Raw genomic sequence first — 25,106 nt, forward strand, 5'->3', positions numbered from 1 at the left:
TCTATTATTGTAGTAATTTTTTCTTCCACTCTTCAGGCCACGGTTCACCTCTTCCCGTTTTTTTCGATGCTTGAACCATCATTCCACGACCGACTAAACAAGCTTCTCCTTCTGCATTCTTCACCATATAATGCAAATCTAAAGAAGAATTCCCAACCGCTCCCGCTTTTACATATACCTTCAACTGTTCATCAAAATATATTTGCTTAATAAAATTACATTGTAAATCTGCAACAACGATCATCGTTTCTGAAGATTCATGCGTCCATTCTTGCATAAATCCAAGTTCTTTAAACAATGCGATACGTGCTTCTTCAAAATAAGTAAAGGCAACGACATTATTTACATGCCCAAACATATCTACTTCACCAAAACGAACTTTTACAGGATTGTAAAATGAAAAACCACTTTCCCATTGCTCAAAGTCTTCAATATAAGAAATCCTCTTCATTATTCCCTCTCCTTTTCGCCCTTAAAATAAACAGAATAAACAGAAAAATAAAGTTATAAATATTGCCTCTTCAACATGAAGAGGCAATATTTATTAATAGTTATTGTCGCTACCAAAGAAATCTTTAAACGATTGAATTGTTGTATCACGGTTTAATGCCGCAATTGAAGTTGTTAATGGAATACCCTTTGGACATGATTGCACACAGTTTTGAGAGTTACCACAGTTTGCAAGTCCTCCATCTCCCATAATTGCACGTAAGCGATCTGCTTTATGCATTTCACCCGTCGGATGTGAGTTGAATAAACGAGCTTGTGATAACGGTGCTGGTCCAATAAAGTCAGATTTACTATTTACGTTTGGACATGATTCTAAGCAAACACCACATGTCATACATTTTGAAAGCTCATAAGCCCATTGACGTTTCTTCTCAGGCATTCTTGGTCCTGGTCCTAAGTCATACGTTCCATCAATTGGAATCCAAGCTTTAACGCGTTTTAGAGCGTTAAACATGCGACTACGGTCAACTTGTAAGTCACGTACAACTGGGAATGTCTTCATCGGCTTTAAACGAATTGGTTGTTCTAACTGATCAATAAGAGCTGTACATGATTGACGTGGTTTTCCGTTAATCACCATCGAACATGCGCCACATACTTCCTCTAAACAGTTCATATCCCATGCAATCGGAGTCGTCTGGTTTCCTTTTGAATCAACAGGATTACGACGAATTTCCATCAGTGCCGAAATAATGTTCATATTTGGACGATATGGGATTTCAAACTCTTGGTCAAACTCTTGTGCATCTGGTCCATCTTGTCTCGTAATGATGAGGCGGATTGTTTTCTCAGACATGTTGCTTATCCCCCTTCTCTTCACCCTTAGCAGCTACATCATGTTTTGAGGAATAGTCACGTTTACGTGGTTTAATTAATGAAACATCCACTTCTTCGTAATGGAATGCTGGTGCTTTTCCTTCTCCCTCAAATTTCGCCATCGTAGTTTTTAAGAAGTTTGCATCATCACGATTTGGGAATTCAGGTTTGTAATGCGCCCCGCGGCTTTCATTACGGTTATACGCTCCAATTGTAATAACACGCGCTAACTCAAACATATTTGCAAGTTGGCGTGTAAATGAAGCACCTTGGTTACTCCATCTCGCTGTATCGTTAATGTTAATGCGTTTGTAACGCGCCATTAACTCTTCAATTTTCGCATCAGTTTCTAGTAGCTTTTTATTTTCACGAACTACTGTAACGTTATCTGTCATCCATTCTCCAAGCTCTTTATGAAGAACATATGCATTTTCGTTACCATCAAGCGTTAAAATATTGTTAAATTTCTCTGTTTCGATTAATTCATTTTGCTCATATACAGTAGATGAAACAGCATCAGACGATTTAGAAAGACCTTTCATATACTCAATCGCGTTCGGTCCTGCTACCATACCACCGTAAATTGCTGATAATAGTGAGTTCGCACCTAGACGGTTACCACCGTGCATAGAATAATCACACTCACCTGCTGCAAATAAACCTGGAATACTTGTCATCTGCTTATAATCAACCCATAGTCCGCCCATTGAATAGTGAACTGCTGGGAAGATTTTCATTGGTAGTTTACGAGGATCATCACCTGTAAACTTCTCATAGATTTCAATAATTCCACCAAGTTTAATATCTAGTTCTTTCGGATCTTTATGAGAAAGATCTAAGTACACCATGTTTTCACCGTTAATACCTAGTTTTTGCTCTACGCAAACGTCAAAGATTTCACGCGTTGCAATATCACGAGGTACAAGGTTTCCGTAAGCCGGATATTTTTCTTCTAGGAAGTACCATGGTTTACCATCTTTATATGTCCAAACACGGCCACCTTCACCACGTGCAGATTCACTCATAAGACGTAATTTATCGTCTCCAGGAATTGCCGTTGGATGAATTTGAATGAACTCGCCGTTTGCATAATATGCGCCTTGTTGATATACAGCAGAAGCTGCTGTACCTGTATTAATAATAGAGTTAGTTGATTTTCCAAAGATGATACCAGGGCCCCCTGTTGCCATAATCACGGCATCAGCTTGGAAACTTTTAATCTCCATTGTTTGTAAGTCTTGTGCAACGATTCCTCGGCACACACCTTCGTCATCAACAACAGCTCGTAAGAAATCCCAACCTTCATATTTCGTTACAAGTCCTGCTACTTCGTGACGACGTACTTGCTCATCTAATGCGTATAGTAATTGCTGTCCAGTTGTTGCACCAGCAAATGCTGTACGGTGATGTTGTGTTCCACCAAAACGACGGAAATCAAGAAGTCCTTCTTCCGTACGGTTGAACATAACACCCATACGGTCCATTAAATGAATGATACCAGGTGCTGCTTCACACATTGCTTTAACTGGCGGTTGGTTCGCTAAGAAGTCCCCACCATAAATTGTATCGTCAAAGTGGATCCATGGAGAATCCCCTTCACCTTTCGTATTTACGGCACCGTTAATTCCACCTTGGGCACATACAGAATGTGAACGTTTTACTGGTACTAAAGAAAATAGTTCAACATTTACTCCTGCTTCTGCCGCTTTAATCGTTGCCATTAAGCCGGCCAAGCCACCGCCGACTACTATAAGTTTCCCTTTCATGCTCTCCCACTCCTTACTGGTTTGCTAGCTGTGGATCGATGAACGCTAATAATGCACTCACACCTACATAAGATAGACCTAAGAAAATAGCTAATGTTACATAAGTAGAGATTCTTTGTGAACGTGGAGATACTGTAATTCCCCAGCTTATGCAGAATGTCCATAGTCCATTTGCAAAGTGGAAAATTGTTGAAACAACACCAACTAAGTAGAATGCAAACATAGCTGGATTGTTTAAAATATCTGCCATCATATCATAGTTTACCTCTTTACCTAACAATGCTTGAATACGAGTTTCCCAGACGTGCCAAGAAATGAAGATCAGCGTAACGATACCTGAAATTCGTTGGAAGACGAACATCCAGTTACGGAAATAACCGTAAGATACCGCATTGTTCTTAGCTGTAAATGCAATATATAAGCCATATATAGCATGGTACAGTATAGGTAAAAAGATGATGAAAATTTCTAGCGCATACCGGAATGGAAGGAGCTCCATAAAGCCTGCAGCTTTGTTAAAAGCCTCTGCTCCTCTTGTTGCAAAGTTGTTTACAATTAGATGTTGCGTCAAAAAGACACCAACCGGGATGACCCCCATTAATGAGTGCCACTTACGAAACGTATACTCGCGGCCTTTCATGTCCCCATTACCCCCTTGAATGTTTGACTGCTGTTTTCAGATTAATTTACAACAATAATGTTTTTTCACTATTGGCATAAGAAAAACTGAAAAAATTATTCGAAATATTTCAGCATAATTTGATAACAAGTTCATTTTACCCCTATTTTTGTCGAAGCGTCAAGAAAACGTATACATAATTTGCATATAATTTGCCAATTCTTTTTCCCTTCTTATATATTCAGATTTCCCCAAAGAAAAATCTGTTTTTATAAATGAAAAATGTTATATAATAATCCCTATAGAAAGAGGGGAATATTGTGAGTAAAAATACAATCGATACAACATCTTTAGAAGATGTTTCATTGAACGCCTTCGCTTATGAATTGCTACGTGAAGAATTACTACCTGATTTAATCGGTAACGATTTAGATGGTATTTTATACTGGTCTGGTAGAAACCTTGCAAGAAAATATCCACTAGAAACAATTGAAGAAGTCATTCAGTTCTTTGAAAAAGCTGGCTGGGGCACCTTAAGCATTATTGAACATAAGCGTCGTGAAATGCAGTTCCAACTTAAAAGCACACTCATCGCTGAACGTCAAAAACAAAACAGACATTCTTCTTATCAATTAGAAGCTGGATTCATCGCTGAACAAATTCAAAAGCAACGAAACGTCGTTGCAGAGTCCTATGAAGAAAAGAAAAAGCGTTCAGACTCTATTACATTTCTTGTGAAATGGGATATAAAAGATCTCATTGAAGTGTAGCATTACCTACAGTCAACTAGACATATAAGTTTAGTTGACTTTTTTGTATTTTCATTCAGTTAGATTTATTTTAAATCTTCAGAAATTATACCAAAAAACAGAAGACGTTGTAAACTACAACGTCTTCTTATCTGTTAAATACGTATAAATTGTTTCCGCGACATTTTTCGGCATACCTGCTTCGACAAATTCAGCTAAAGAAGCTTCTTTCATCTTCTTTAATGAACCAAAATGTTTTAACAATACCTTTTTCCGTTTATCACCGATTCCTGGAATATCATCCAGTGCTGATTGAATAACAGATTTCCCGTGTAATTGGCGATGAAATGTAATCGCAAATCGATGCACTTCATCTTGAATGCGCTGCAATAAATAAAATTCTTGGCTATTTCGCTCAAGCATCACAGGTTCAGGTGGATCTCCAATAATTAAATGGGAGGTTTTATGTTTGTCATCTTTTACAAGCCCTGCCATCGGAATATATAAACCGAGTTCATTTTCTAGAATATCACTTGCAGCCGCCAGATGACCTTTTCCGCCATCAATAATGATTAAATCTGGTAAAGGCAAGCTCTCTTTCAGTGCCCTTGTATAACGGCGTCTCACAACTTCTCTCATAGACTCATAATCATCTGGTCCTTGAACTGTTTTAATTTTATATTTCCTATATTCTTTCTTAGCTGGTTTCCCATCGATAAAAGCAATCATTGCAGAAACAGGATTTGTCCCTTGAATATTCGAGTTATCAAACGCCTCAATACGATAAGGTGTTTCAATCCCGAGCTGCTTCCCTAAATGATCTACCGCTTTAATCGTTCGCTCTTCATCACGTTCAATTAAGTAGAATTTCTCTTCAAGAGCAATCTTCGCATTTTTATTTGCTAATTCTACAAGATCTTTTTTCTTACCACGTTTCGGCTGTGTCGCTTCAACTTCTAAAAAGCGCTCTACTAATTCTGAGTCTATACTTCCTGGAACGACAATTTCCTTCGGCTTAAAATGACTGCTGTTCTCATAAAATTGACCGATAAATGTTAAAAATCCCTCTTCTGGTTCATCGTAGATTGGAAACATAGAAACATCACGTTCAATTAGCTTTCCTTTTCGAACGAAGAAAACTTGAACACACATCCATCCTTTATCAACTGCATACCCGAATACATCACGATCCACTAAGTCACTCATAATCATCTTTTGTTTTTCCATAATCGCATCAATATGCGCAATTTGATCCCGCAACTCTTTTGCGCGTTCAAATTCTAGTTTCTCTGAAGCTTCATACATCTTTGTTTCTAATTCTGAACGAACTTCTTTATGCCCACCATTTAAAAACTTAATAATTTCATCTACAATTTCTTTGTTTTGTTCTTCCGTCACTTCTTTCACACAAGGTGCTAAACATTGACCCATATGATAATATAAACAAACTTTATCGGGCATATTTGAGCACTTACGAAGCGGATACATACGATCTAGCAGTTTTTTCGTTTCATGAGCTGATTGTGCATTCGGATAGGGGCCAAAATACTTTCCCTTATCCTTTTTTACATTTCGCGTAATAAGTAATCGCGGCTGTTTCTCAGCTGTAATTTTAATAAAAGGATATGTTTTATCATCTTTTAATTGAATATTATATTTTGGATCATGTTTTTTTATTAAGTTTAACTCTAAAATGAGAGCCTCTAGATTTGAGGAGGTTACAATATATTCAAAATCTACAATTTCTCCTACAAGCCGCAGTGTTTTTCCATCATGCGAACCAGTAAAGTACGAGCGCACACGATTTTTAAGCACTTTTGCCTTTCCGACATATATAACCGTTCCTTGCTTATCTTTCATTAAATAACAACCAGGTTGATCTGGTAAAATAGCCAATTTTTCTTTTAAATGTTCGTGCACTCGTTACCCTCCATTTCTACATGCTTAGCATCTTTATTTTCACCTGAAAACATACTATGCCAAAACACCCAACATACGTTCCTTTATTGTAACGGAAAGGTGTAAAAAAGGAAAATAAAAAAGGCTACCAAATGGTAGCCCTTTATTTTAGAAGTGTTTAGAAACTAATTCTACTAACGCTTCTTTCGGTTTGTAACCTAACGCTTGATCAACTACTTTACCGTCTTTTAATACGAAAAGAGCTGGAATGCTCATTACTTCGAATTGACGAGCAGTTTCTTGGTTTTCATCCACGTCTACTTTTACTACTCTTACTTTTTCGCCTAGTTCTGCATCAATTTCCTCTAATACAGGAGCGATCATTTTACAAGGTCCACACCAAGGTGCCCAGAAATCTAATAATACAACACCTTCGCTAGTTTCAGCTGCGAAGCTTTGGTCATTTGCATTTACAATTGCCATTTTATTTCCTCCTTCAAGTATATTCTACCAAGAGTATATCATTAACTTATATACGTGGCGAATAATATGTATCGTTATGTATTGTAACAAAAAAGTGTTCCTTTATACTATATAAAAATACGGATTAAATACTAAAAAGATGAGAGACAGGGGATCTCTCACCTTTTCTATATATAGGGGTACTTCACTTGGAACTCAAGGGTACTCAAATCATGAATGTACTTTTAACTTTTTAAACTCTTCTGTTAAAAGAGGTAAGACTTCAAATAGATCGCCAACAATACCATAGTCAGCTACTTTGAAGATACTTGCTTCTGGGTCTTTATTAATCGCAACGATTATTTTTGAGTTAGACATACCAGCTAAATGCTGAATCGCACCAGAAATACCGCATGCAATGTATAAGTCTGGCGTAACAACTTTACCAGTTTGACCAATTTGTAATGAGTAATCGCAATACTCAGCGTCACAAGCACCACGAGATGCTCCAACAGCACCGCCCAATACGTCAGCTAACTCTTTTAATGGCTTGAATCCTTCTTCACTCTTCACACCGCGTCCACCAGCGATAATAACTTTCGCTTCAGAAAGGTCAACACCTTCTGCCGTCTTACGGACGACATCTTGAATAATTGTACGTAAATCTTTCACATCTACTGTAATAGAAGACACGTCACCACTGCGAGACTCATCTTTTTCAAGCGTCGCAATGTTATTTGGACGCACTGTCGCAAATAAGATACCGTCTGTTACAATCTTCTTCTCAAACGCTTTACCAGAGTAAATTGGACGAGTAAAGATAACATTTCCACCTTCAACATCTAAAGCAGTTACGTCAGAAACTAGACCAGCTTCAAGCTTCGCTGCTAATTTTGGTGATAAATCCTTACCAAGTGCTGTATGTCCAAATACAATACCTTCTGGCTTTTCTTCAGCATATACAGCTGAAAATGCTTGTGCATACCCATCAGATGTATATGATTTTAATTTATCATTTTCAACTGTCACAACGCGATCTGCACCGTAATGAATCAATTCATTTGCAAAAGAGGCAACGCTGTCTCCAACTAGAAGACCTACTACTTCACCGCCTTCTGCAATTGTTTTTGCTGCTGCTACCGCTTCAAACGAAACGTTACGTAGCGATCCATCACGAACTTCACCCATTACTAATACTTTACGAGCCATAGATTTTCCCTCCTGCATATATAATTTCGTATTTTATTAGATTACTTTCGCTTCTGTATGGAGCAACGATACAAGTTCTTTTACTTGATCTTGCAGCTCGCCTTGTAACACTTTTCCTGCATCTTTCTTAGGAGGCAAATAGATTTCAATTGTTTTTGTCTTTGCTTCCACATCATCTTCTTCTAAATCTAAATCATCTAATTCTACTTCTTCTAGTGGCTTTTTCTTCGCTTTCATAATACCTGGAAGCGATGGATAACGAGGTTCATTTAAACCTTGTTGTGCTGTTACTAAAACTGGTAATGAAGTTTCAATCACTTCCGTATCACCTTCAACATCACGCTCAATCTTCACGTTTGTACCGTCAATTTCAAGTTTTGTAATTGTCGTTACGTACGGAATATTTAACGCTTCTGCTACGCGTGGACCAACTTGTCCAGATGCACCATCAATTGCAACGTTCCCGCCTAAAATTAAATCTGCATTTTTATCTTTTAAATATTCAGCAAGTACTTTTGCTGTCGTGAACTGGTCACCATTTTCCACATCATCTTCAATATTAATTAATACAGCTTTATCGCAGCCCATCGCTAATGCCGTACGAAGTTCTTTCTCACTATCTTCGCCACCGACTGTTACAACAGTAACTTCGCCACCTTGTGCGTCTCTTACTTGAATTGCTTCTTCAATCGCATATTCGTCGTAAGGGTTGATGATGAATTCCGCTTCGCCATCGTAAATTGCACCGTTTTTAATTACGATTTTTTCTTCTGTATCAAATGTTCGTTTCATGAGTACGTAGATGTTCATTCCATTTACCCCCTTGTTTTTCAGAAAGATTCTATCAATTTTAATTTTCTGTTAATTTATATTAAAAAATAATTGAACTACCTGCCACTAAATGAAGGCTTACGTTTTTCTAAAAACGCTGCTACACCTTCTCTTCCATCTTCACCCGTAAATACTTCACCAAAGATTTGAGCTTCGCGTTGTACACCTTCATAATAATGAGACGATTTCGTCGTTTGCAATAACTCTAGTACAGCACGAGTCGTCGCTGGGCTTTTTCCAGCAATCTGTTTTGCAACTTTAAGCGTATCATCTAAAAATGTTTCTTCAGCAAAAACTCCGTTAACAAGTCCCCATTTTAATGCTTCTGCACCTGTAATCGGTGTACTTGTTAACATCATTTCACAAGCTTTCGCTTTCCCAACATAACGTGGTAATCGCTGTGTACCTGCAAATCCAGGAATTAATCCAAGTGTTAATTCAGGTAAACCAAGTTTTGCACTTTCAGTTGTAAAGCGCATGTGGCAAGACATAGCAAACTCAAGGCCGCCGCCAAGTGCCGCTCCATGAATTGCCGCGATAACTGGTTTTGAACATTTTTCAACACGTTCAAACGTAACTTGTCCAAGCTGCGCTAATTCTGTCGCTTGCTTCGCTTCAGTAACAGATGTAAATTCTTTAATATCTGCTCCCGCCGAGAAGAAGCGCCCTTCACCATGAATAACAACAACACGAATGTTATCATCCTTCTCCACTTGATCAATTAATTCAGTAACGTCATGCATAACTTGTGAAGACATCGCGTTTGCCGGCGCATGATTTAACGTCGCCACCGCGATATGATCTTCAACTCTTACAGATAGGAATTTCAACATGATCCCTCCCATTATTGACGATAACCACAAGCTGCAATAAGTAGCCCATGTACCGTTTTTGAAAGTGCGACCAGATCATACTTATGATCGCTCATTACCCAATTGGTCACAACTTCATCTACTGTTCCAAAGATCATTTGTCTTGCCACGCGAACATTTAAATCCGCTTGGAATTCACCTTGCTTTATACCTGTCTCTAAAATCTCATCCATAACTTGTAAGTAGCCTTTTAATACTTCATTTATTTTAAGGCGTAAGTCTTGATTGGACTGTCTTAGCTCTAATTGCGTAACGATAGCAAGAGGATCATTTTGTGATAACAGCAAGAAGTGCGTTTCTACCAACATGAATAACTTCGATACAGCGCTTTCAATTCCTGCTGTTTTTTGACGAATTGTTTCGACAAAATCTCCCATCTTCTCTTGAAATAAGGATATTAATATATCTTCTTTATTTTTAAAATATAAATAAATCGTGCCATCAGCTACCCCAGCTTGCTTTGCTATTTTAGAAACTTGCGCTTGGTGGTACCCATTCTCCGCAATCACAATGACTGCCGCATCAATAATTTGATTGTATTTCGGTCTATTTTTCTTCACTTTACTGTCCCCTTCAAGAAGATGACTGAATGAATAGTCATTCATATTCTTATAATACTGACTATTTAGAAAAGTGTCAATCCTATTTTTTCAAAAAGAAAGGGCCTTAGCCCGTTTGCTCATCCTCATTTTTTCTTTTCTCTTCATCTATTAGGACACGGCGTAAAATTTTTCCAACTGTCGTTTTCGGCAGTTCATCTCTAAACTCATATACTTTCGGCACTTTATAAGCCGCTAAATATTTACGCGCAAACTGGTTTAATTCTTCCTCAGAACACTCCGCACCTTCTTTTAACACAACAAATGCTTTAACTGTCTCTCCCCGGTACGGATCGGGAACTCCAATCGTCACCACTTCTTGCACTTTTTCATGCTCATATAATACTTCTTCTACTTCACGAGGATACACATTAAATCCACTCGCAACAATCATATCTTTCTTACGATCTTTCACATAGAAAAATCCATCTTCATCCATGTAACCAACATCCCCTGTATGAAGCCATCCGTCTTGTAATACAGCTGCTGTTTCTTCTGGCTTATTCCAATACCCTTTCATAATTTGAGGACCCTTTACAACAATTTCACCAATTTCACCCGGAGGTAAAGCCTCTCCAGTTTCAAGTGACATAATGTTTGCCTCTGTATCTGGCCACGGCACACCAATACTTCCTGGCACACGTTTTTCCCACAAAAAATTCCCATGTGTAACTGGCGACGACTCCGTTAATCCATAACCTTCTACCAATTTTCCACCTGTAACTCTCTCAAACTCTTCCTGTACTTCTACAGGAAGCGGGGCAGATCCACTAATACAAGCTTGAATAGAAGAAATATCATATTCTTTTAAGAGGGGACTATTTAATAGAGCAATATAAATGGTCGGTGCCCCTGGAAATAGTGTGACTTTATGTTTTTTTATCGCTTCAAAAACCATTTTCATATCAAACTTCGGAATCAGCACCATTTTATATCCTTGCATAATACTTAAATTCATTACAGCTGTCATCCCATATACATGAAAGAACGGAAGGACACCAAGAATTACTTCTTCTCCTTCTTTACAATTATATAGCCAATGAGCTCCCATTAAAGTGTTCGAAACAAGGTTTTTATGCGTCAACATAACGCCTTTCGGAAATCCAGTTGTTCCTCCTGTGTACTGTAAAAGGGCTAGATCATTTTCAGGATCACAAGGAACTTCAACATTAACATTACTTTCTCGTTCTACTGATTTCCATAGATGAATCGTTTCGCTTTCCGACACATTCACAACAAGATTTGCCTGCTTTTTTTGTACAAATGGATAAAGTAAATTTTTAGGGAAGGGTAAAAAGTCCGCAATCCGAGTTACGATAATATGTTCAATTTTTGTAGCAGATTGAACATTCGTTACTCTTGGAAACACTAAATCGAGACAAAGAATTACTTTTGCTCCCGAGTCATGAAGCTGGTATTCTAATTCTCTTTCTGTATATAGTGGATTTGTTTGTACTACGATACCTCCCGCAAGTAATGTACCATAATAACCAATTACAGATTGCGGACAGTTCGGCAACATAATAGCAACTCGATCACCCTTTTCCACACCGAGCTTTTGAAGATAATTTGCAAACCTCTTCACCTTATCGTGGAAGTCTGAAAATGTAATATCCTTCCCTAAAAAGTGAAGCGCTTTCTTTTCTGGATAACGGGAAGCCACCTGTTCCACATATCCATGAAGCGGCTGAATATCATAAGAAATCGTACTTGGAATTTCTTCTGGATAACTTTTCAACCATGGTTTTTCCACCTTCATTCCCCCTTCAAATACATAAAAATAAATGAATGTTCATTCATGATGGTTGTTTTCATTATATTATAGTCGCCATAACGTTACAATCATAATATTCTGACTTTTATATAACTATGCTTCACTCCATTAACTTCTTATTATATGTATAAACTCTCCTAATCTTAAAAGAATAAGAGAGTTATTATTTAGCTTAATCTTATTATCGTTAACACAGCTCCTGGTGTAGTTGTTGATAACGTTGCAACAGCTAACAAACCAAATAGTTGCAAACTAATGGCACTTCCAGCCGCAAGAGTCGTAATAATTGTTGCACTAAATGATGTAGTTGCTAACGCAGGAGAATTGATCGTTCCAGCAAGAGGTGCTCCATTAATTGTAATCCGCGAACTGACTAATAATGAAGCCGTTATATTAATCGTATATGAAATATAATAATTCCCAGCATTTGCAGCCGTAAATACTGTATTCCCCCCAGAAACAGTAATACCTGGACCAATATTTTGATTATTCGGAAGCGGGACATTCGTTCCACCAAGAAGTACCGATATCGCTGTTCCCGATGTATTATTTGCAAAAGCGTATGTTGCCGTTATACTGGTGCCAGTTGCCCCCGTTTCTCCTGTTGCTCCTGTTGGACCCGTTATTCCCGTCGGACCCGTTGAACCTGTTATTCCCGTCGCTCCTGTTGCCCCTGTTGCCCCTGTTGCCCCTGTTGCCCCTGTTATTCCTGTTGCTCCTGTTGCCCCTGTTGCCCCTGTTGCCCCTGTTATTCCTGTTGCTCCCGTCGGACCCGTTGAACCTGTTATTCCCGTCGCTCCTGTTGGACCTGTTGCCCCCGTTTCTCCTGTTGCTCCTGTTGGACCCGTTATTCCCGTCGGACCCGTTGAACCTGTTATTCCCGTCGCTCCTGTTGGACCTGTTGCCCCTGTTATTCCTGTTATTCCTGTTATTCCTGTTATTCCTGTTATTCCTGTTATTCCTGTTGCTCCCGTCAGACCCGTTGAACCTGTTATTCCTGTCGCTCCTGTTGGACCTGTTGGACCTGTTGCTCCCGTTATTCCCGTCGCTCCCGTTGGACCTGTGTCACCTGTTGGACCCGTTGCTCCCGTTGGGCCTGTGTCACCTGTTGGGCCCGTTGCTCCCGTCGGACCTGTTGGGCCAAGCTTAGGAACTGTTCCATCACAACTAAAACAGCATGAATCAACATGTACACCATTTTGATTATTACATCCACAATATCCATTTATATTATTGCCCCATGAAGACATGTTGATCACTTCCTTTACATTCGATCTTTTAAGTACAATCACCGAATTAGAAAACACCTATCTAAATAACAAAGAAATACTTTACCTAGTAGATACACACAGATTTATTCCATACATTCTAGTAATTATTACATGCGATTCGCTCTCCTTTTGCTTGTACTTTCGCCCCATCTCCACAGATTATTAACCATACACATTACACTTTCGTACACAGCCAAGTCCCCATTTAAACTCCCCCATATTCACCAATTTTTTTAGTAAAGAGGCTTATTCTTCATAAATAGCGACTATAGTATATAAAAATCCGTATAATTTGTTGTTTTTCGTCAAAATTTTAAAAAAATATTGACACTTAAAATATCCTCATAGTATGATTTGGGTGTTGTAATTGATAACCATTTTCACTTATGGCGCTAATTACAAAAAACACTTAATTTGGGGGCAGAAGATGAAGAAAATTCTCAGTATTTTCATAGTAGTTCTTCTATTCGCTGTTGGATGCGGACAGCAAAAAGAGGAGAAAAAAGAAACAAAGACAGACGATAAAAAGCAAGCTATAACAATTAAGCACGCTGAAGGGGAAACAAAGTTAGATAAACCAGCGAAAAAAGTTGTTGTACTTGAGTGGGTATATTCAGAAGACTTATTAGCACTTGGTGTTCAGCCAGTAGGGATGGCAGACATTAAGAATTATAATAAATGGGTAAATACAGCAACAAAACCAGGTAAAGATGTTGTAGACGTAGGGACACGTCAACAACCAAACTTAGAAGAAATTAGCCGTCTAAAACCAGATTTAATTATCACAGCTTCATTCCGTAGTAAAGCTATTAAAAACGAATTAGAGCAAATTGCACCAACAGTTATGTTTGATCCATCAACAAGTAATAACGATCACTTTGCTGAAATGACAGAAACATTTAAACAAATCGCAAAAGCAGTTGGAAAAGAAGAAGAAGGTAAAAAAGTATTCGCTGATATGGATAAAGTATTCGCTGATGCAAAAGCAAAAATTGAAAAAGCAGACTTAAAAGATAAAAACATCGCAATGGTACAAGCATTTACAGCTAAAAACGTACCAACATTCCGTATATTGACTGACAATTCTACAGCTTTACAAGTTACAAAAAAATTAGGTTTAACAAACACTTTTGAAGCTGGGAAATCAGAGGCAGATGGTTTCAAACAAACAACTGTAGAATCATTACAAAGTGTACAAGATTCAAACTTCATTTACATTGTGGCGGATGATGATAACATTTTTGACACGCAACTAAAAGGGAATCCTGCTTGGGAAGGGTTAAATTTCAAAAAAGAAGACAAAATGTATAAATTAAAAGGCGACACTTGGATTTTCGGTGGTCCTGAATCTGCAAAATCTTTAGCAACACAAGTAGCAGATGTAATGACAGCGAAGAAGTGATTCAGCGATGAATAGCTTCCAACATACACTTCGAGCAAGTCTTGTATTCGGAGGAGGAGCAGCTCTCTTGCTCCTCCTTTTCTTTATTCATATCGGACAAGGTCAAGCAAACATTTCCTATAGTATGATTATTGATGCTCTTATCTCACCGAACCAATCACTAGAGCATCAAACTTTAATTATGCTTCGATTACCTAGGGCCGTAATTGCCATTTTAGCTGGAGGTGCTCTTGCTGCATCTGGGGTCATTTTACAAACATTAACGAAAAATCCACTTGCTGAATCCAGTACAATGGGTATTCACTCTGGCGCATATTTCTTTCTAGTAGCGGCTACAATTTTCTTACCAAAAGGTCTGCAAATTAATTCACTTCTTTTCACATTTATCGGCGGTGCTATTACTGCTTTATTTGTATACCGTATTTCTGGTGGAAAAAAGGGAACCCCACTTAGAATGGCACTAGCTGGTATGGTCGTTACATTAATGCTTTCTGCCTTTACCGGAACGATGCAGCTTTTCTATGAAAATGAAACAGCTGGTTTATTTTTATGGGGAGCTGGATCTCTTATTCAAAATAACTGGGATGGCGTTCAATTTGCTTTTCCATTTATCATTATTTCTTTCCTAGTTTTACTATTTATGTCTCGTAAACTCAACATTCTCTTACTTGGTGATGATGTCGCTGTTTCTCTTGGTGAAAAAACAGCAGTAACACGTCTTATCGCCTTCATTGCTGCGATCTTTTTAACAGCAGTAATTGTAACTGTTGTTGGACCAATTGGATTTGTCGGCTTAGTTGCACCACATTTAATGCGTCTTATTGGCTACCGTCAACACTTTACTCTCCTTCTCTCTTCTTTCTTATGGGGAGCTGTACTATTACTTGGAGCTGATGTCGTTGGTAGACTAATAGATCCAACTGGGGCTGAACTTCCTGTCGGAGCAGTCACGGCAATGATTGGATCACCTTGGCTTATTTATTTAGTGTATCGAATGATGAAATCGAAACAATATATGAATGATAACGGAGCGAATGCAGCTGGAGCTAGTTCTCGCTATTACTCTTATAAAAAGGTAATCATTATCTCTATCACACTTTGCATTGTGACAATTGCTCTTGGTGTTACAATTGGTAGTAACGCTTATATCGAAAGTATTACAAATGTTATATCAGGACAATTAACACAATTTGATAAAAATATGATGATGAACCTTCGTTTACCAAGAATGCTCGTTGCTGCTATTGCTGGCGCATGCCTTGCAATAAGCGGGCTTGTTTTCCAAGGTATATTACGAAATCCACTCGCCGATCCTTCTATTATTGGTATTTCATCGGGAGCTGGTGTTGGTGCTTTAACTATTATGTATGTCTTTCCCGCACTTCCTGGTTTCTTCCTACCAATTGGTGCATTTATCGGCGGACTACTTGCAGTTGGAATTGTCCTCTTCTTCTCATGGAAATCAGGATTTAGCCCAACAGCCCTTGCTTTAATAGGAATTGGTATTTCAGCTCTCGGTTCAGCGATTATTCAAATCTTTATCGTTAGAGCAAATTTGAACGTTGCTGCTGCTTTAACATGGCTATCAGGTAGCACGTATGCAAGAGGATGGAATCACTTAGAAAATATCATTCTATATCCATCGCTAATTCTTGTATTCATTATCTTTTTCTTAATAAAACAACTTGATGTTCTCGTACTTGGAGACGATTTAGCAACGGGACTCGGGCAACCAGTAAATAAAACGCGCCTTGCCCTCATTGTGTTAGCAACACTACTTGCATCTGTAAATATCGCAGCTGTCGGTACGATTGCCTTTCTAGGTCTTGTTGCGCCACACTTAGCACGAATCGTCGTTGGTATGAATCATCAAAGATTATTCGTTTGCTCCGCACTATTTGGAGCAATCCTTCTTTCCATTGCTGATTTACTCGGACGAACAATTGCATACCCGAAAGAAATCCCTTCTGGTCTTGTCGTTGCTGTACTTGGAGCACCTTATTTCTTATGGTTGATGAGGAAAAATGGGAAGAAGGTTGGTTAAAAAAAGAGGCTTCTTAATATGAGAAGCCTCTTTTTTATTTGTTCTGATAGGTTAAAAGGAAACTATCTTTTTTTCACGAATGTAACCTATGAACATAACTAGGAGGGATAAATATGTACCAAACTATTGAAGGCTTTCTACAATCATGGACATACGAGGCTGAGTCTACTCAAAAGATGCTCGATGCATTAACAGATGAATCTTTGTCACAAGAAATTGCACCTGAGCACTGGACATTAGGCAGAGTTGCTTGGCATATCGTGACGGCAATTCCTGTTATACTATCTGGCACAGGGCTTAAGTTTGAAGGAGAAACGAAAGATTATCCTGTTCCACCTTCTGCAACAACAATTGCTGATCAATATCGTAAAGTGAATGCAGCTTTTGTTGAAACGCTTCAAAGTGAATGGACTGATAAAGACTTAGCTACTATTAATGACTTCTTTGGTCGCCCTATGCCGAATTCTATATTTTTAATGACACTCATTAATCATCAAAATCACCACCGCGGGCAGCTGACTGTTTTAATGCGTCAAGCTGGCTTAAAAGTCCCTGGCGTATATGGTCCTGCAAAAGAAGAATGGGCTGCTACTGGAATGGAAGCTCCCCAAATGTAACGACAGAAAAAGACAAGGTGTTTATGCACCTTGTCTTTTTCTGTAACTTGTTTCATGTGAAACTATTTTTGCTAAATGGTTGTTTTATGAAAAAAATACGTTAAAATAAGTACATATTTATGAAGAGGAGCAACCAAATTGAATACAAAAAATAAAAAAATAGTTATGGGAACTATTTTACTAACTTCTATTATTGGAGTTATAACTGTATCTCTTTATTTCATAAGTTACGGTACCCCTTGGGAAAAACAAACAGCAATTACGGAATCAAAAGAGTATATTACAAAACACTTTAATCTAGATGTGGAAGTCAAAAACACTTCTTACGATGCTAAAATGAATAGCTATGCAATCTCCTTTGAAACAAGTAAAGACGGAGAGTTTACTATTGAATATAAAAGCCCTAATAACTTTAATATTTCCCCAGGAGTGCAAGAGTATTTAAGCAAACACTCCAAATTTATAGAGTAGTAACGAAGCATACATATACAGAAAAAGAGTTGGTGTAACGCCAACTCTTTTTTCTTATTTTTGTCATACTGTTATATCTTCCTTCTCTATATTTTTAATTCCGTAATATGCAATCGCAACTCCAATTGCTGCCAACGCTAGCTGAAGGGGAAGAAAAGTTGCTGTAGAAAACATTGGGGTGTTATTAATTGCAATTGATACAACGATAAGAGATGAAACAATTGTAGTTGGCACTGAACGTTTACGCATTCCGAAATATAGAGGGATTAAACTTATTCCAGCAGTGGAAATGGCTAAAGGAACAAGGTTTATCCCTTCTTGCGTCAATTGATCTACTGTGAATGAATTAGGAAGAATTGAAAAATAGTTATCTATCCCAAAGAAAACTCCTACTACTAAAATGTTAGATAAAATAACTGTTATAAATGTTACTATCGCTGTAATAGCCAACTTACTAGCCATCATTTTCTTTCGGTTAATTGGATAAGAAAACATGAGTAGTATTGTTTTAGTTTTATATTCACTAATTATTAACCTTGCGATTAACACACTACCAAAAATAATAAATGTTGCCCTTACTACTGTACTGGCCATCAACAAAATTGTCTGTGGATCCCTCATTTCCGGATCACCTTCTACTTGAGCAACGATGCTCGTAAAGATCATTAATGCCAGTATAGCGATATTTGCAATAATCGCTCCCCTCACATACCATCCAAGCTTAAACTTTTTCAATTCTAGCTTCATAAGACGTAGCATAATAGTCCTCCTTTCATTTACATTTTAATCGATATAAATCGCTCCTGTTTTACTTAAAATCTTCACTTCGTTTTTTGCATCACCAATGGTTCCCGCTTTTATTTTTTCTGTATTTTTATCTTTCTTAAGTCCATTTACATTCACCATTACGTCAGACGAATTACTTTTAGCCGTAAGTTTCAAAGAAGTCGGAACACCTTTATACCGTACGCCGATATCTCCTGATTTTGTTTCTACAAATAATGATTTTCCTTCTTTCATATCTTTCAGTAATACTTCCCCAGATGTTGAAGTGATGTTTATATTTGAGTTACTTACACTTGTTATATAGTTATCACCAGTCGTAGACTTTATATTTAATTCTTGTACTGAACTATCTTTTACAGCTAACTCTCCACTTTGCGATATGAATTCACCTTTCTCGGCTGATAGTCCTACAACCATTTCATCTCCAGACTCACTTTCTGTCACGATATTTTTCACTTCTATATCGCTTATTTTCACATCACCCGATTTATTATTTAATACAATTTTATCTATTTCTTTCTTCGGAATAGCTATACATATACTATTTTTCTTCCGAAACGTAAAACCATTAAAGAATCTGGTCACCTTTTGTTTTTGCTTAACTATAACTTTATTCCCTGCTTGTTCTATTTCGATGGGGTCTATCTCTTTATCTACTCGTTTACCTTGGGCGGAAATTACTATTTTGTTAGCGTCTGTACTTTTAAATTCAATATCCCAGTTTTCATTGTCCACTTCTATTTCTTTTATATGATTTATCTCAAAAGACTTTTCTTTCTTAAAATCTTTCCTCTGAAATGTCTTAAAACCAAAAATCACACTAGCAATTGTCAGAAATAAAATTGCAATTACTATTATTTTTTTCAACATTCATACCCCAGTTCGTTGTTGTTTTAACCTTGCTTCACGCCACATCGATCTTGTCGATTTTACGATATGATAGATAACTGATGAAAATTCCTAATAAACAGAACACTATTGGGATAGCTATAAAATCAAACATACTTACTTGACCGTTTCCAGAACCAACGTTACTGTTCATCATCATCCCAATTATTACTGCAGAAGTAATTGTTGTCGGTGTTGATTTCTTTCTCATCCCAAAAAATAAAGGAATTAAACTTATACCAGATATCATAAATGCATTTATAAAGGTAGCTGGAACGGTAGCTATTATTTCCCACATTGTAACAGGCGTTTCAAGTAGTCCCATTATTGGATTCATACAGAATATGAGCAAACTAATAATGAATGTTGCGATTATTGTGCTCACAAAGCAAAAACTAAAAACAATTGCTAATTTCGCTCTCATTAGCATTTTCCTTTGCAGTGGGTACATAAATAGTAGCTGTATTGTTTTGTTCTTGTATTCATCAATCACTAAACGTGATAAAATAACCGATGCAAAAATAATAAATGTAATTCTAATAAAAATATTTGCTAAAGACATGTATTCCATATAGCTAGAGAACATCAAACCATCCTCTACTTTAGTTCCCCATACCATAAGACTTACCGCAGCAAAAATTGCTATAATACAAATCGCTACTCCTTTAAAATAACTAGATAATTTATGTTTTTTCCATTCGAGCTTCATTAATTTAAACATATAAACCACGCCTCCATTCTTTATATAACTGTCTCTACACTGCTAACATTCTAATTCCAGCAGTAATTACGCTTAACATTCCTATCACTAGTAAAATTAACAACCATTTCCGCTCTGGTTTCCTATAATAGAAAATCCCACTTATGAACATTACGATCAATCCACTTACTAGATTCATTAACAATCCATTAAGCATGAATGCCTTCTCCATCCATTACATTTAAGAAATATTCTTCTAAGGAACTATGTTTCTTATTAATACTTTCAATTTCTACATCGTTCATAATAAGCGCTTTTGAAATAGCTTGCTGTGTCGCTGCCAATTCATACACACGAATCATATTTCCACTCATTATTTTGTAATTTTTTATACCGAGTTTATCTTCTAAAATATAAGCTGCACGCTTCACGTCAGGAACAGTAATTTCGATGTACTCTGTTTGTTTTCCGTTAATACTCTTCATTGAAACTTCTTTTATTAGTTTTCCATTTTGAATTACACCAATTGTATCCGCCATTTGTTCCATCTCGCCTAAAATATGACTAGAAACTAATAACGTAATACCATATTCTTTGCAGAGCATTTTAAATAAGTCTCGTAATTCTTTAATACCAATTGGATCTAAACCGTTAATCGGTTCATCTAAAATGAGTAATTCTGGCTTTGTCATGATCGCCCTTGCAATACCCAGTCGTTGCTTCATACCTAATGAAAAATCTTTTACTTTTTTATCATCTATACCGTGCAGTTTCACTAAATGTAAAGCATGATCAATTGCGCTCTTGTCGTAATACCCCATATATTCACAATGTAATTCTAGGTTTTCCTTCGCCGTTAATTTATCATAAAAGATTGGATATTCGATAATTGTCCCCATGCGCTTTAACAATTCATAAGATGTATCCGTTAACTTCTCACCAAAAATTTCAATATCACCGCTCGTCGGTTTTATTAAATTTGTGATCATTTTCATAATCGTTGTTTTACCTGCACCATTCGGTCCTAAGAAACCGTATATCTCTCCTTTTTTCACATGCATGTTAACGCTAGAAATAACTTCTTTCCCTTTAAACACTTTCGTTAGCTGATTCGTTTTTAATATATATGTCATGTCATTTTCTCCTTTCGCACTACTTTATATTTCTATAATAGACAACGGAAATCTCTTTTTTCTTACCCGTTCCTTACAAATTCCTTACGCTGAAAAAAAGCTTGTAGAATTTACTTCTCTACAAGCTAAAACAGCATCTTTTTTAATACAACTGTAAAAATTGTTTTTTCATACGGCTTACTAGAAAGATGTATTTCTCCGTCCATCGCTTCCACAAGCCTTTTCGTAATCGTTAATCCTAGACCGCTTCCTTGATACAATCTATTTCTTGAATCTTCAAGTGTGTACATACGCTCAAACACTTTATCAATATGAGATTCATCAATTCCTTTTCCTGTATCCCATACATCTATATAAACACTCGTTTCATCATCTCTTAGTGTCATCCCAAGTGTCTTTCCATCGTCTCCATATGTAATTGCATTTGATATTAAATTATTTAATACTCTACCTAATACTTCTACATTTCCAAGTGCATATATATTTCTTTCTGGTATATCAATATGAACTTGAAATCCTTTCGTCGTCACCAAATCATAAAAAGATAAAATCTTCTCGCGACAAACTTCATTCATATTTATTTTTGTCATCTCAATTGCCTTGTCACCAGATTCTAATTTTGCTAAATCAAAAAACTTATGAATCAGTTCCATTACTTCTAGTGTTTTTACATGCACCTTTTCAAGTAATATTTGCTGCTCTTCTTTATTTATCGTTTTATCCTTATTTAACATTTCTGTATATCCAAGAATAACTGTTAATGGCGTCTTTAAATCATGTGAAATATTGGAAAGCATTTTTCTCATCGAAATTTCTACTTTCGCATGATCTGCATTCGTTTTCTGTTTTGCAGCTAATAATTGATTAATTGCCACTAATAATTTTTGCAATTCTAGATCATCTGTCATAACGAGTAACTTCTCGCCTGTTTGTTCATTTACAATACTTTCTAACTTTTTGTATGTGTATCGTAAATTTTTGCTACTGTTTTCCCTCATTTTATACTGTATGTAAATGACACATAACAATATAAAAATAATACCTATTAACAAATTGACCATATTACATCACTTCCAACTTATAGCCGATGCCCCATAACGTTTTAATATACTCTGGATTAGATGGATCACTTTCAATTTTCTCGCGCAATCTTCTCATATGAACATTTATAACATTATCATCACCGTAATACTCTTCGTTCCAAACTAACGTATATATTTGCGCTTTTGTAAATACACGATTTTGATTCTTTACGAATAGCTTTAAAATCTCAAATTCTTTTAAAGTCAGTTTGAGGGGCTTTCCGTTTTTTTCAACCGTAAAATTAATTGGATCAATTGCTAAATCACCAATTTGAATCATCTTTTCTGTTGTTTCTGTAGCCGAATATTTCGTAGACCTCCGAATACCCGCTTTTACACGTGCAGCCAATTCAATCATAGAAAATGGCTTACAAATGTAATCATCTGCTCCCAGTCCTAATCCAACAGCTTTATCAACATCTGTATCTTTTGCCGACATCATTAAAATCGGAACGGCACTCTTCTCACGAATAATACGTACAACCTCTAAGCCATCTAACTTTGGCATCATTATATCAAGGATAACTAAATCAAAGGATGATTTAAAAAATGCTTGCACCCCTTCTTCTCCGTCAGACGCGATTGTAACTTGAAAATCTTCTTTTATTAAATACTTTTCCACCATCTCTTGAATTGAAATATCATCTTCAACTAATAAAATATGATGTGACATATGTCTATCCCCTTTTTTTACAAACATTAGCATTTCAATTGTATCGTAACGAATGAATACTGGAAAGAATTATATGAATTTTCAAACCAACTTCCCTTCCTTCCTTAACAATGATATGATAAAATTCACTACTATTGTTCATAATTAACTTTATATAAAGGAGACTTATCATGTCAGAAAACAAAAAAGTAAGCTTAGCTGATTTAATGCGTGAACAACTTGCAAAGAAAAAGCAAGGAAATGGAAATGGTTCAAATAATACAAATCAAAGCCAAGCAACGAAAAAATTACAAAACCAACAAACGAAGAAAACAAACAACCAACGTAGACGTACAGGTGTATAAATGAACGGACAAAAACGTTCTAATATCGCACCCGGTCTTGAAGTTGATATTGTATTAAAACAAGATCAACGCACCGGTAAATTAACACGTGGAATTGTAAAAGATATTTTAACAAACTCCCCTTCTCATCCGCATGGCATTAAAGTACGATTGCAGGACGGGCAAGTCGGTAGAGTACAAAATATCGTTCAATAAGAAAAGGAGCTCAAGTAAACTCGAGCTCCTTTTTCTTTATTATCCTTTAATTTTCTCAATGAAAACTACTTTTAAATAGTCTCCCTCTTTAAATTGATCAATGGTACGAAAATCTTCTGGTAAAGAATGTTCTTCTAATATTTTGTATTTACCATTCATTTCTTTAAAGGCTGTATCAATAAATCCTTTAAATTTTTTCATATCGAATGCGCTACAATTTGTAGAGGCAACGATAATCCCGTTATTTTCTGTAATCGCAATTGTTTCTTTTAATAAGTTTTTATAATCTTTCGCTGCACTAAATGTATATTTTTTTGAGCGTGCAAAGCTTGGAGGATCAAGTACAACCATATCAAATTTCATCTTTTTCTTCGCTGCATATTTGAAGTAAAGAAAGACATCTTCTACAATAATATCTTGCGCTTCATAATCAACTTCATTTACACTAAACTGCTCAATCGTTTTACTTAAACTACGATTTGCAAGGTCGACACTCGTCGTTTTGCTCGCTCCGCCAAGCGCTGCAAATACAGAGAAAGCACCTGTATAAGAGAACATATTCAACACTGTTCTCCCTGTCGCATATTTATCACGAATTTGTTTTCGAACGTTACGCTGATCTAAAAATACACCAACCATCGCTCCGTCATTTAAATAAACAGCAAAGTTCACACCATTTTCTTTTACGATAAGCGGGAACTCGCCGCGCTCTCCTGCTACGAAATCATCGCCTTCAATGTATTTCCCTTTCGTATCAAAACGCTTTTTCTCATAAATACCTTTAAAGTTTGCTACTTTTTGAAGAGCTGCTATAATCTCATCTCTGAAAGTATAAATCCCTTCACTATACCAACTGACTACATAATAGCCGTCATAATAATCGATAATTAAGCCTCCAAGACCATCACCTTCACCATTTAGGGCACGGAATGCTGTCGTATCACTTGATTTGTAAAATTGCTTTCGTTTATGTAAGGCAGATTTTATTTTACTTTCAAAGAAAGATTGATTAATTTGTTCACTCTCTTTTCTCGTTAAAATCCAGCCGTATCCTTTATTTTGTTTTCCATAATAACCTTTTCCGACAAAATTGTTCTTCTCATCTACTACTTTAATGATTGTTCCTTCTTCCTGAACATCATTTAAATTTTGAATCGCATCTTTTAAAATAAGCGGATATCCGCTTTTAATTTCTTTTATAAATTTCGGTTTTATTTTTACAGTTACTTCTGATCGCATATAATAACTTCCTTTCCATTTGCATGCTTTCTCTATAGGAAGCATTTAAAAAACGAGCCTGAAAAAACAGCCTCGTTTCACTATACCATATTATTGCTTTGCTAGTACAACTCACTCATTCTCTCACTTAACCGCCACATATTTACTACATTTTG

The 25,106-nt window shown here is 36.7% G+C and carries 27 protein-coding genes; 7 read left to right on the top strand and 20 right to left on the bottom strand.

Annotation, left to right across the window (positions count from 1 at the left end):
* Window positions 1-4: 4 nt before the first annotated feature.
* From NHG49_RS22845 to sdhC, 4 genes are all read right to left on the bottom strand, one after another.
* Window positions 5-451 (bottom strand): acyl-CoA thioesterase, encoded by a 447-nt coding sequence (locus tag NHG49_RS22845; RefSeq protein WP_222654781.1) that lies wholly within the window; start codon window positions 449-451, stop codon window positions 5-7.
* Between the two features lie 93 nt (window positions 452-544).
* Window positions 545-1,306 (bottom strand): succinate dehydrogenase iron-sulfur subunit, encoded by a 762-nt coding sequence (gene sdhB, locus NHG49_RS22850; RefSeq protein WP_001291830.1) that lies wholly within the window; start codon window positions 1,304-1,306, stop codon window positions 545-547.
* Window positions 1,299-3,092, bottom strand: coding sequence for a succinate dehydrogenase flavoprotein subunit (gene sdhA, locus NHG49_RS22855; protein WP_061677094.1), 1,794 nt, complete (start codon window positions 3,090-3,092; stop codon window positions 1,299-1,301). The genes sdhB and sdhA overlap by 8 nt, the downstream gene beginning before the upstream one ends.
* A 13-nt stretch (window positions 3,093-3,105) precedes the next feature.
* The gene (gene sdhC, locus NHG49_RS22860; protein WP_000678353.1) at window positions 3,106-3,732 is read right to left on the bottom strand and encodes a succinate dehydrogenase cytochrome B558; all 627 of its coding nucleotides are present in this window, start codon (window positions 3,730-3,732) and stop codon (window positions 3,106-3,108) included.
* Window positions 3,733-4,031: 299 nt separating this feature from the next.
* Between sdhC and NHG49_RS22865 the strand changes: the two genes are divergently transcribed.
* Window positions 4,032-4,481 carry a YslB family protein gene (locus tag NHG49_RS22865; RefSeq protein WP_064474657.1) on the top strand — a complete coding sequence of 150 codons (450 nt, stop codon included), beginning with the start codon at window positions 4,032-4,034 and terminating at the stop codon, window positions 4,479-4,481.
* Between the two features lie 114 nt (window positions 4,482-4,595).
* On the opposite strand, the gene uvrC is transcribed toward NHG49_RS22865, so the two are convergent.
* The 8 genes from uvrC to NHG49_RS22905 form a co-directional block, all read right to left on the bottom strand.
* Window positions 4,596-6,380 carry an excinuclease ABC subunit C gene (gene uvrC / locus NHG49_RS22870; protein ID WP_064474656.1) on the bottom strand — a complete coding sequence of 595 codons (1,785 nt, stop codon included), beginning with the start codon at window positions 6,378-6,380 and terminating at the stop codon, window positions 4,596-4,598.
* A 147-nt stretch (window positions 6,381-6,527) separates the two neighbouring features.
* On the bottom strand, window positions 6,528-6,842 hold the full coding sequence (trxA, locus tag NHG49_RS22875) for a thioredoxin (protein ID WP_064474655.1): 315 nt from the start codon (window positions 6,840-6,842) through the stop codon (window positions 6,528-6,530).
* Between the two features lie 210 nt (window positions 6,843-7,052).
* A complete protein-coding gene (gene etfA, locus NHG49_RS22880; protein WP_000101967.1) occupies window positions 7,053-8,030 on the bottom strand; it encodes an electron transfer flavoprotein subunit alpha in 978 nt (325 codons plus the stop codon).
* A 36-nt stretch (window positions 8,031-8,066) separates the two neighbouring features.
* Window positions 8,067-8,840, bottom strand: a complete 774-nt coding sequence (etfB, locus tag NHG49_RS22885) for an electron transfer flavoprotein subunit beta (protein ID WP_064474654.1) — start codon at window positions 8,838-8,840, stop codon at window positions 8,067-8,069.
* A gap of 77 nt (window positions 8,841-8,917) precedes the next feature.
* Window positions 8,918-9,694 carry an enoyl-CoA hydratase gene (locus tag NHG49_RS22890; protein ID WP_088048045.1) on the bottom strand — a complete coding sequence of 259 codons (777 nt, stop codon included), beginning with the start codon at window positions 9,692-9,694 and terminating at the stop codon, window positions 8,918-8,920.
* 11 nt (window positions 9,695-9,705) lie between these two features.
* The gene (locus NHG49_RS22895) at window positions 9,706-10,293 is read right to left on the bottom strand and encodes a fatty acid metabolism transcriptional regulator FadR (RefSeq protein WP_000742213.1); all 588 of its coding nucleotides are present in this window, start codon (window positions 10,291-10,293) and stop codon (window positions 9,706-9,708) included.
* Between the two features lie 106 nt (window positions 10,294-10,399).
* Window positions 10,400-12,085, bottom strand: coding sequence for a long-chain-fatty-acid--CoA ligase (locus tag NHG49_RS22900; protein WP_064474652.1), 1,686 nt, complete (start codon window positions 12,083-12,085; stop codon window positions 10,400-10,402).
* Window positions 12,086-12,273: 188 nt separating this feature from the next.
* On the bottom strand, window positions 12,274-13,356 hold the full coding sequence (locus tag NHG49_RS22905; RefSeq protein WP_258126543.1) for a BclA C-terminal domain-containing protein: 1,083 nt from the start codon (window positions 13,354-13,356) through the stop codon (window positions 12,274-12,276).
* A 448-nt stretch (window positions 13,357-13,804) separates the two neighbouring features.
* Here NHG49_RS22905 and NHG49_RS22910 point away from each other — a divergent pair, with 448 nt between their 5' ends.
* The 4 genes from NHG49_RS22910 to NHG49_RS22925 all read left to right on the top strand — a co-directional run bounded on the left by NHG49_RS22910 (window position 13,805) and on the right by NHG49_RS22925 (window position 17,911).
* Window positions 13,805-14,779 carry an ABC transporter substrate-binding protein gene (locus tag NHG49_RS22910; RefSeq protein ID WP_258126544.1) on the top strand — a complete coding sequence of 325 codons (975 nt, stop codon included), beginning with the start codon at window positions 13,805-13,807 and terminating at the stop codon, window positions 14,777-14,779.
* 7 nt (window positions 14,780-14,786) lie between these two features.
* Window positions 14,787-16,823 carry a Fe(3+)-hydroxamate ABC transporter permease FhuB gene (fhuB, locus tag NHG49_RS22915; protein WP_064474649.1) on the top strand — a complete coding sequence of 679 codons (2,037 nt, stop codon included), beginning with the start codon at window positions 14,787-14,789 and terminating at the stop codon, window positions 16,821-16,823.
* Window positions 16,824-16,936: 113 nt separating this feature from the next.
* Window positions 16,937-17,440 (top strand): DinB family protein, encoded by a 504-nt coding sequence (locus tag NHG49_RS22920; RefSeq protein ID WP_064474648.1) that lies wholly within the window; start codon window positions 16,937-16,939, stop codon window positions 17,438-17,440.
* Between the two features lie 138 nt (window positions 17,441-17,578).
* The gene (locus NHG49_RS22925; protein WP_098102909.1) at window positions 17,579-17,911 is read left to right on the top strand and encodes a YfjL-like protein; all 333 of its coding nucleotides are present in this window, start codon (window positions 17,579-17,581) and stop codon (window positions 17,909-17,911) included.
* Window positions 17,912-17,974: 63 nt separating this feature from the next.
* On the opposite strand, the gene NHG49_RS22930 is transcribed toward NHG49_RS22925, so the two are convergent.
* From NHG49_RS22930 to NHG49_RS22960, 7 genes are all read right to left on the bottom strand, one after another.
* Window positions 17,975-18,670 (bottom strand): ABC transporter permease, encoded by a 696-nt coding sequence (locus NHG49_RS22930; protein ID WP_222654777.1) that lies wholly within the window; start codon window positions 18,668-18,670, stop codon window positions 17,975-17,977.
* A 24-nt stretch (window positions 18,671-18,694) separates the two neighbouring features.
* Window positions 18,695-19,567: a DUF4097 family beta strand repeat-containing protein gene (locus NHG49_RS22935; protein WP_142289402.1), complete on the bottom strand. Its 873-nt coding sequence runs from the start codon at window positions 19,565-19,567 to the stop codon at window positions 18,695-18,697.
* 34 nt (window positions 19,568-19,601) lie between these two features.
* Window positions 19,602-20,306, bottom strand: a complete 705-nt coding sequence (locus tag NHG49_RS22940) for an ABC transporter permease (RefSeq protein WP_258126546.1) — start codon at window positions 20,304-20,306, stop codon at window positions 19,602-19,604.
* Window positions 20,307-20,340: 34 nt separating this feature from the next.
* A complete protein-coding gene (locus tag NHG49_RS22945) occupies window positions 20,341-20,502 on the bottom strand; it encodes a hypothetical protein (RefSeq protein ID WP_176713060.1) in 162 nt (53 codons plus the stop codon).
* Entirely contained in the window at window positions 20,495-21,418 is a 924-nt protein-coding gene (locus tag NHG49_RS22950) for an ABC transporter ATP-binding protein (protein ID WP_064474644.1), read from the bottom strand. Before NHG49_RS22950 ends, NHG49_RS22945 begins: the two co-directional genes overlap by 8 nt.
* Before the next feature lie 125 nt (window positions 21,419-21,543).
* Window positions 21,544-22,479, bottom strand: a complete 936-nt coding sequence (locus NHG49_RS22955; RefSeq protein ID WP_064474643.1) for a HAMP domain-containing histidine kinase — start codon at window positions 22,477-22,479, stop codon at window positions 21,544-21,546.
* 1 nt (window position 22,480) lies between these two features.
* On the bottom strand, window positions 22,481-23,173 hold the full coding sequence (locus NHG49_RS22960) for a response regulator transcription factor (protein WP_064474642.1): 693 nt from the start codon (window positions 23,171-23,173) through the stop codon (window positions 22,481-22,483).
* Window positions 23,174-23,343: 170 nt separating this feature from the next.
* On the opposite strand from NHG49_RS22960, the gene NHG49_RS22965 reads away from it, so the two are divergent.
* Entirely contained in the window at window positions 23,344-23,517 is a 174-nt protein-coding gene (locus tag NHG49_RS22965) for a hypothetical protein (protein ID WP_001293584.1), read from the top strand.
* Entirely contained in the window at window positions 23,518-23,712 is a 195-nt protein-coding gene (locus NHG49_RS22970) for a YwbE family protein (protein ID WP_001014310.1), read from the top strand.
* A gap of 39 nt (window positions 23,713-23,751) precedes the next feature.
* Here the strand turns inward: NHG49_RS22970 and NHG49_RS22975 are convergent, their stop codons facing one another.
* Window positions 23,752-24,951, bottom strand: coding sequence for a class I SAM-dependent rRNA methyltransferase (locus tag NHG49_RS22975; RefSeq protein ID WP_064474641.1), 1,200 nt, complete (start codon window positions 24,949-24,951; stop codon window positions 23,752-23,754).
* Between the last annotated feature and the right edge of the window lie 155 nt (window positions 24,952-25,106).

This window comes from Bacillus sp. IBL03825 (assembly GCF_024712505.1).
Classification (GTDB): Bacteria; Bacillota; Bacilli; order Bacillales; family Bacillaceae_G; genus Bacillus_A; species Bacillus_A wiedmannii.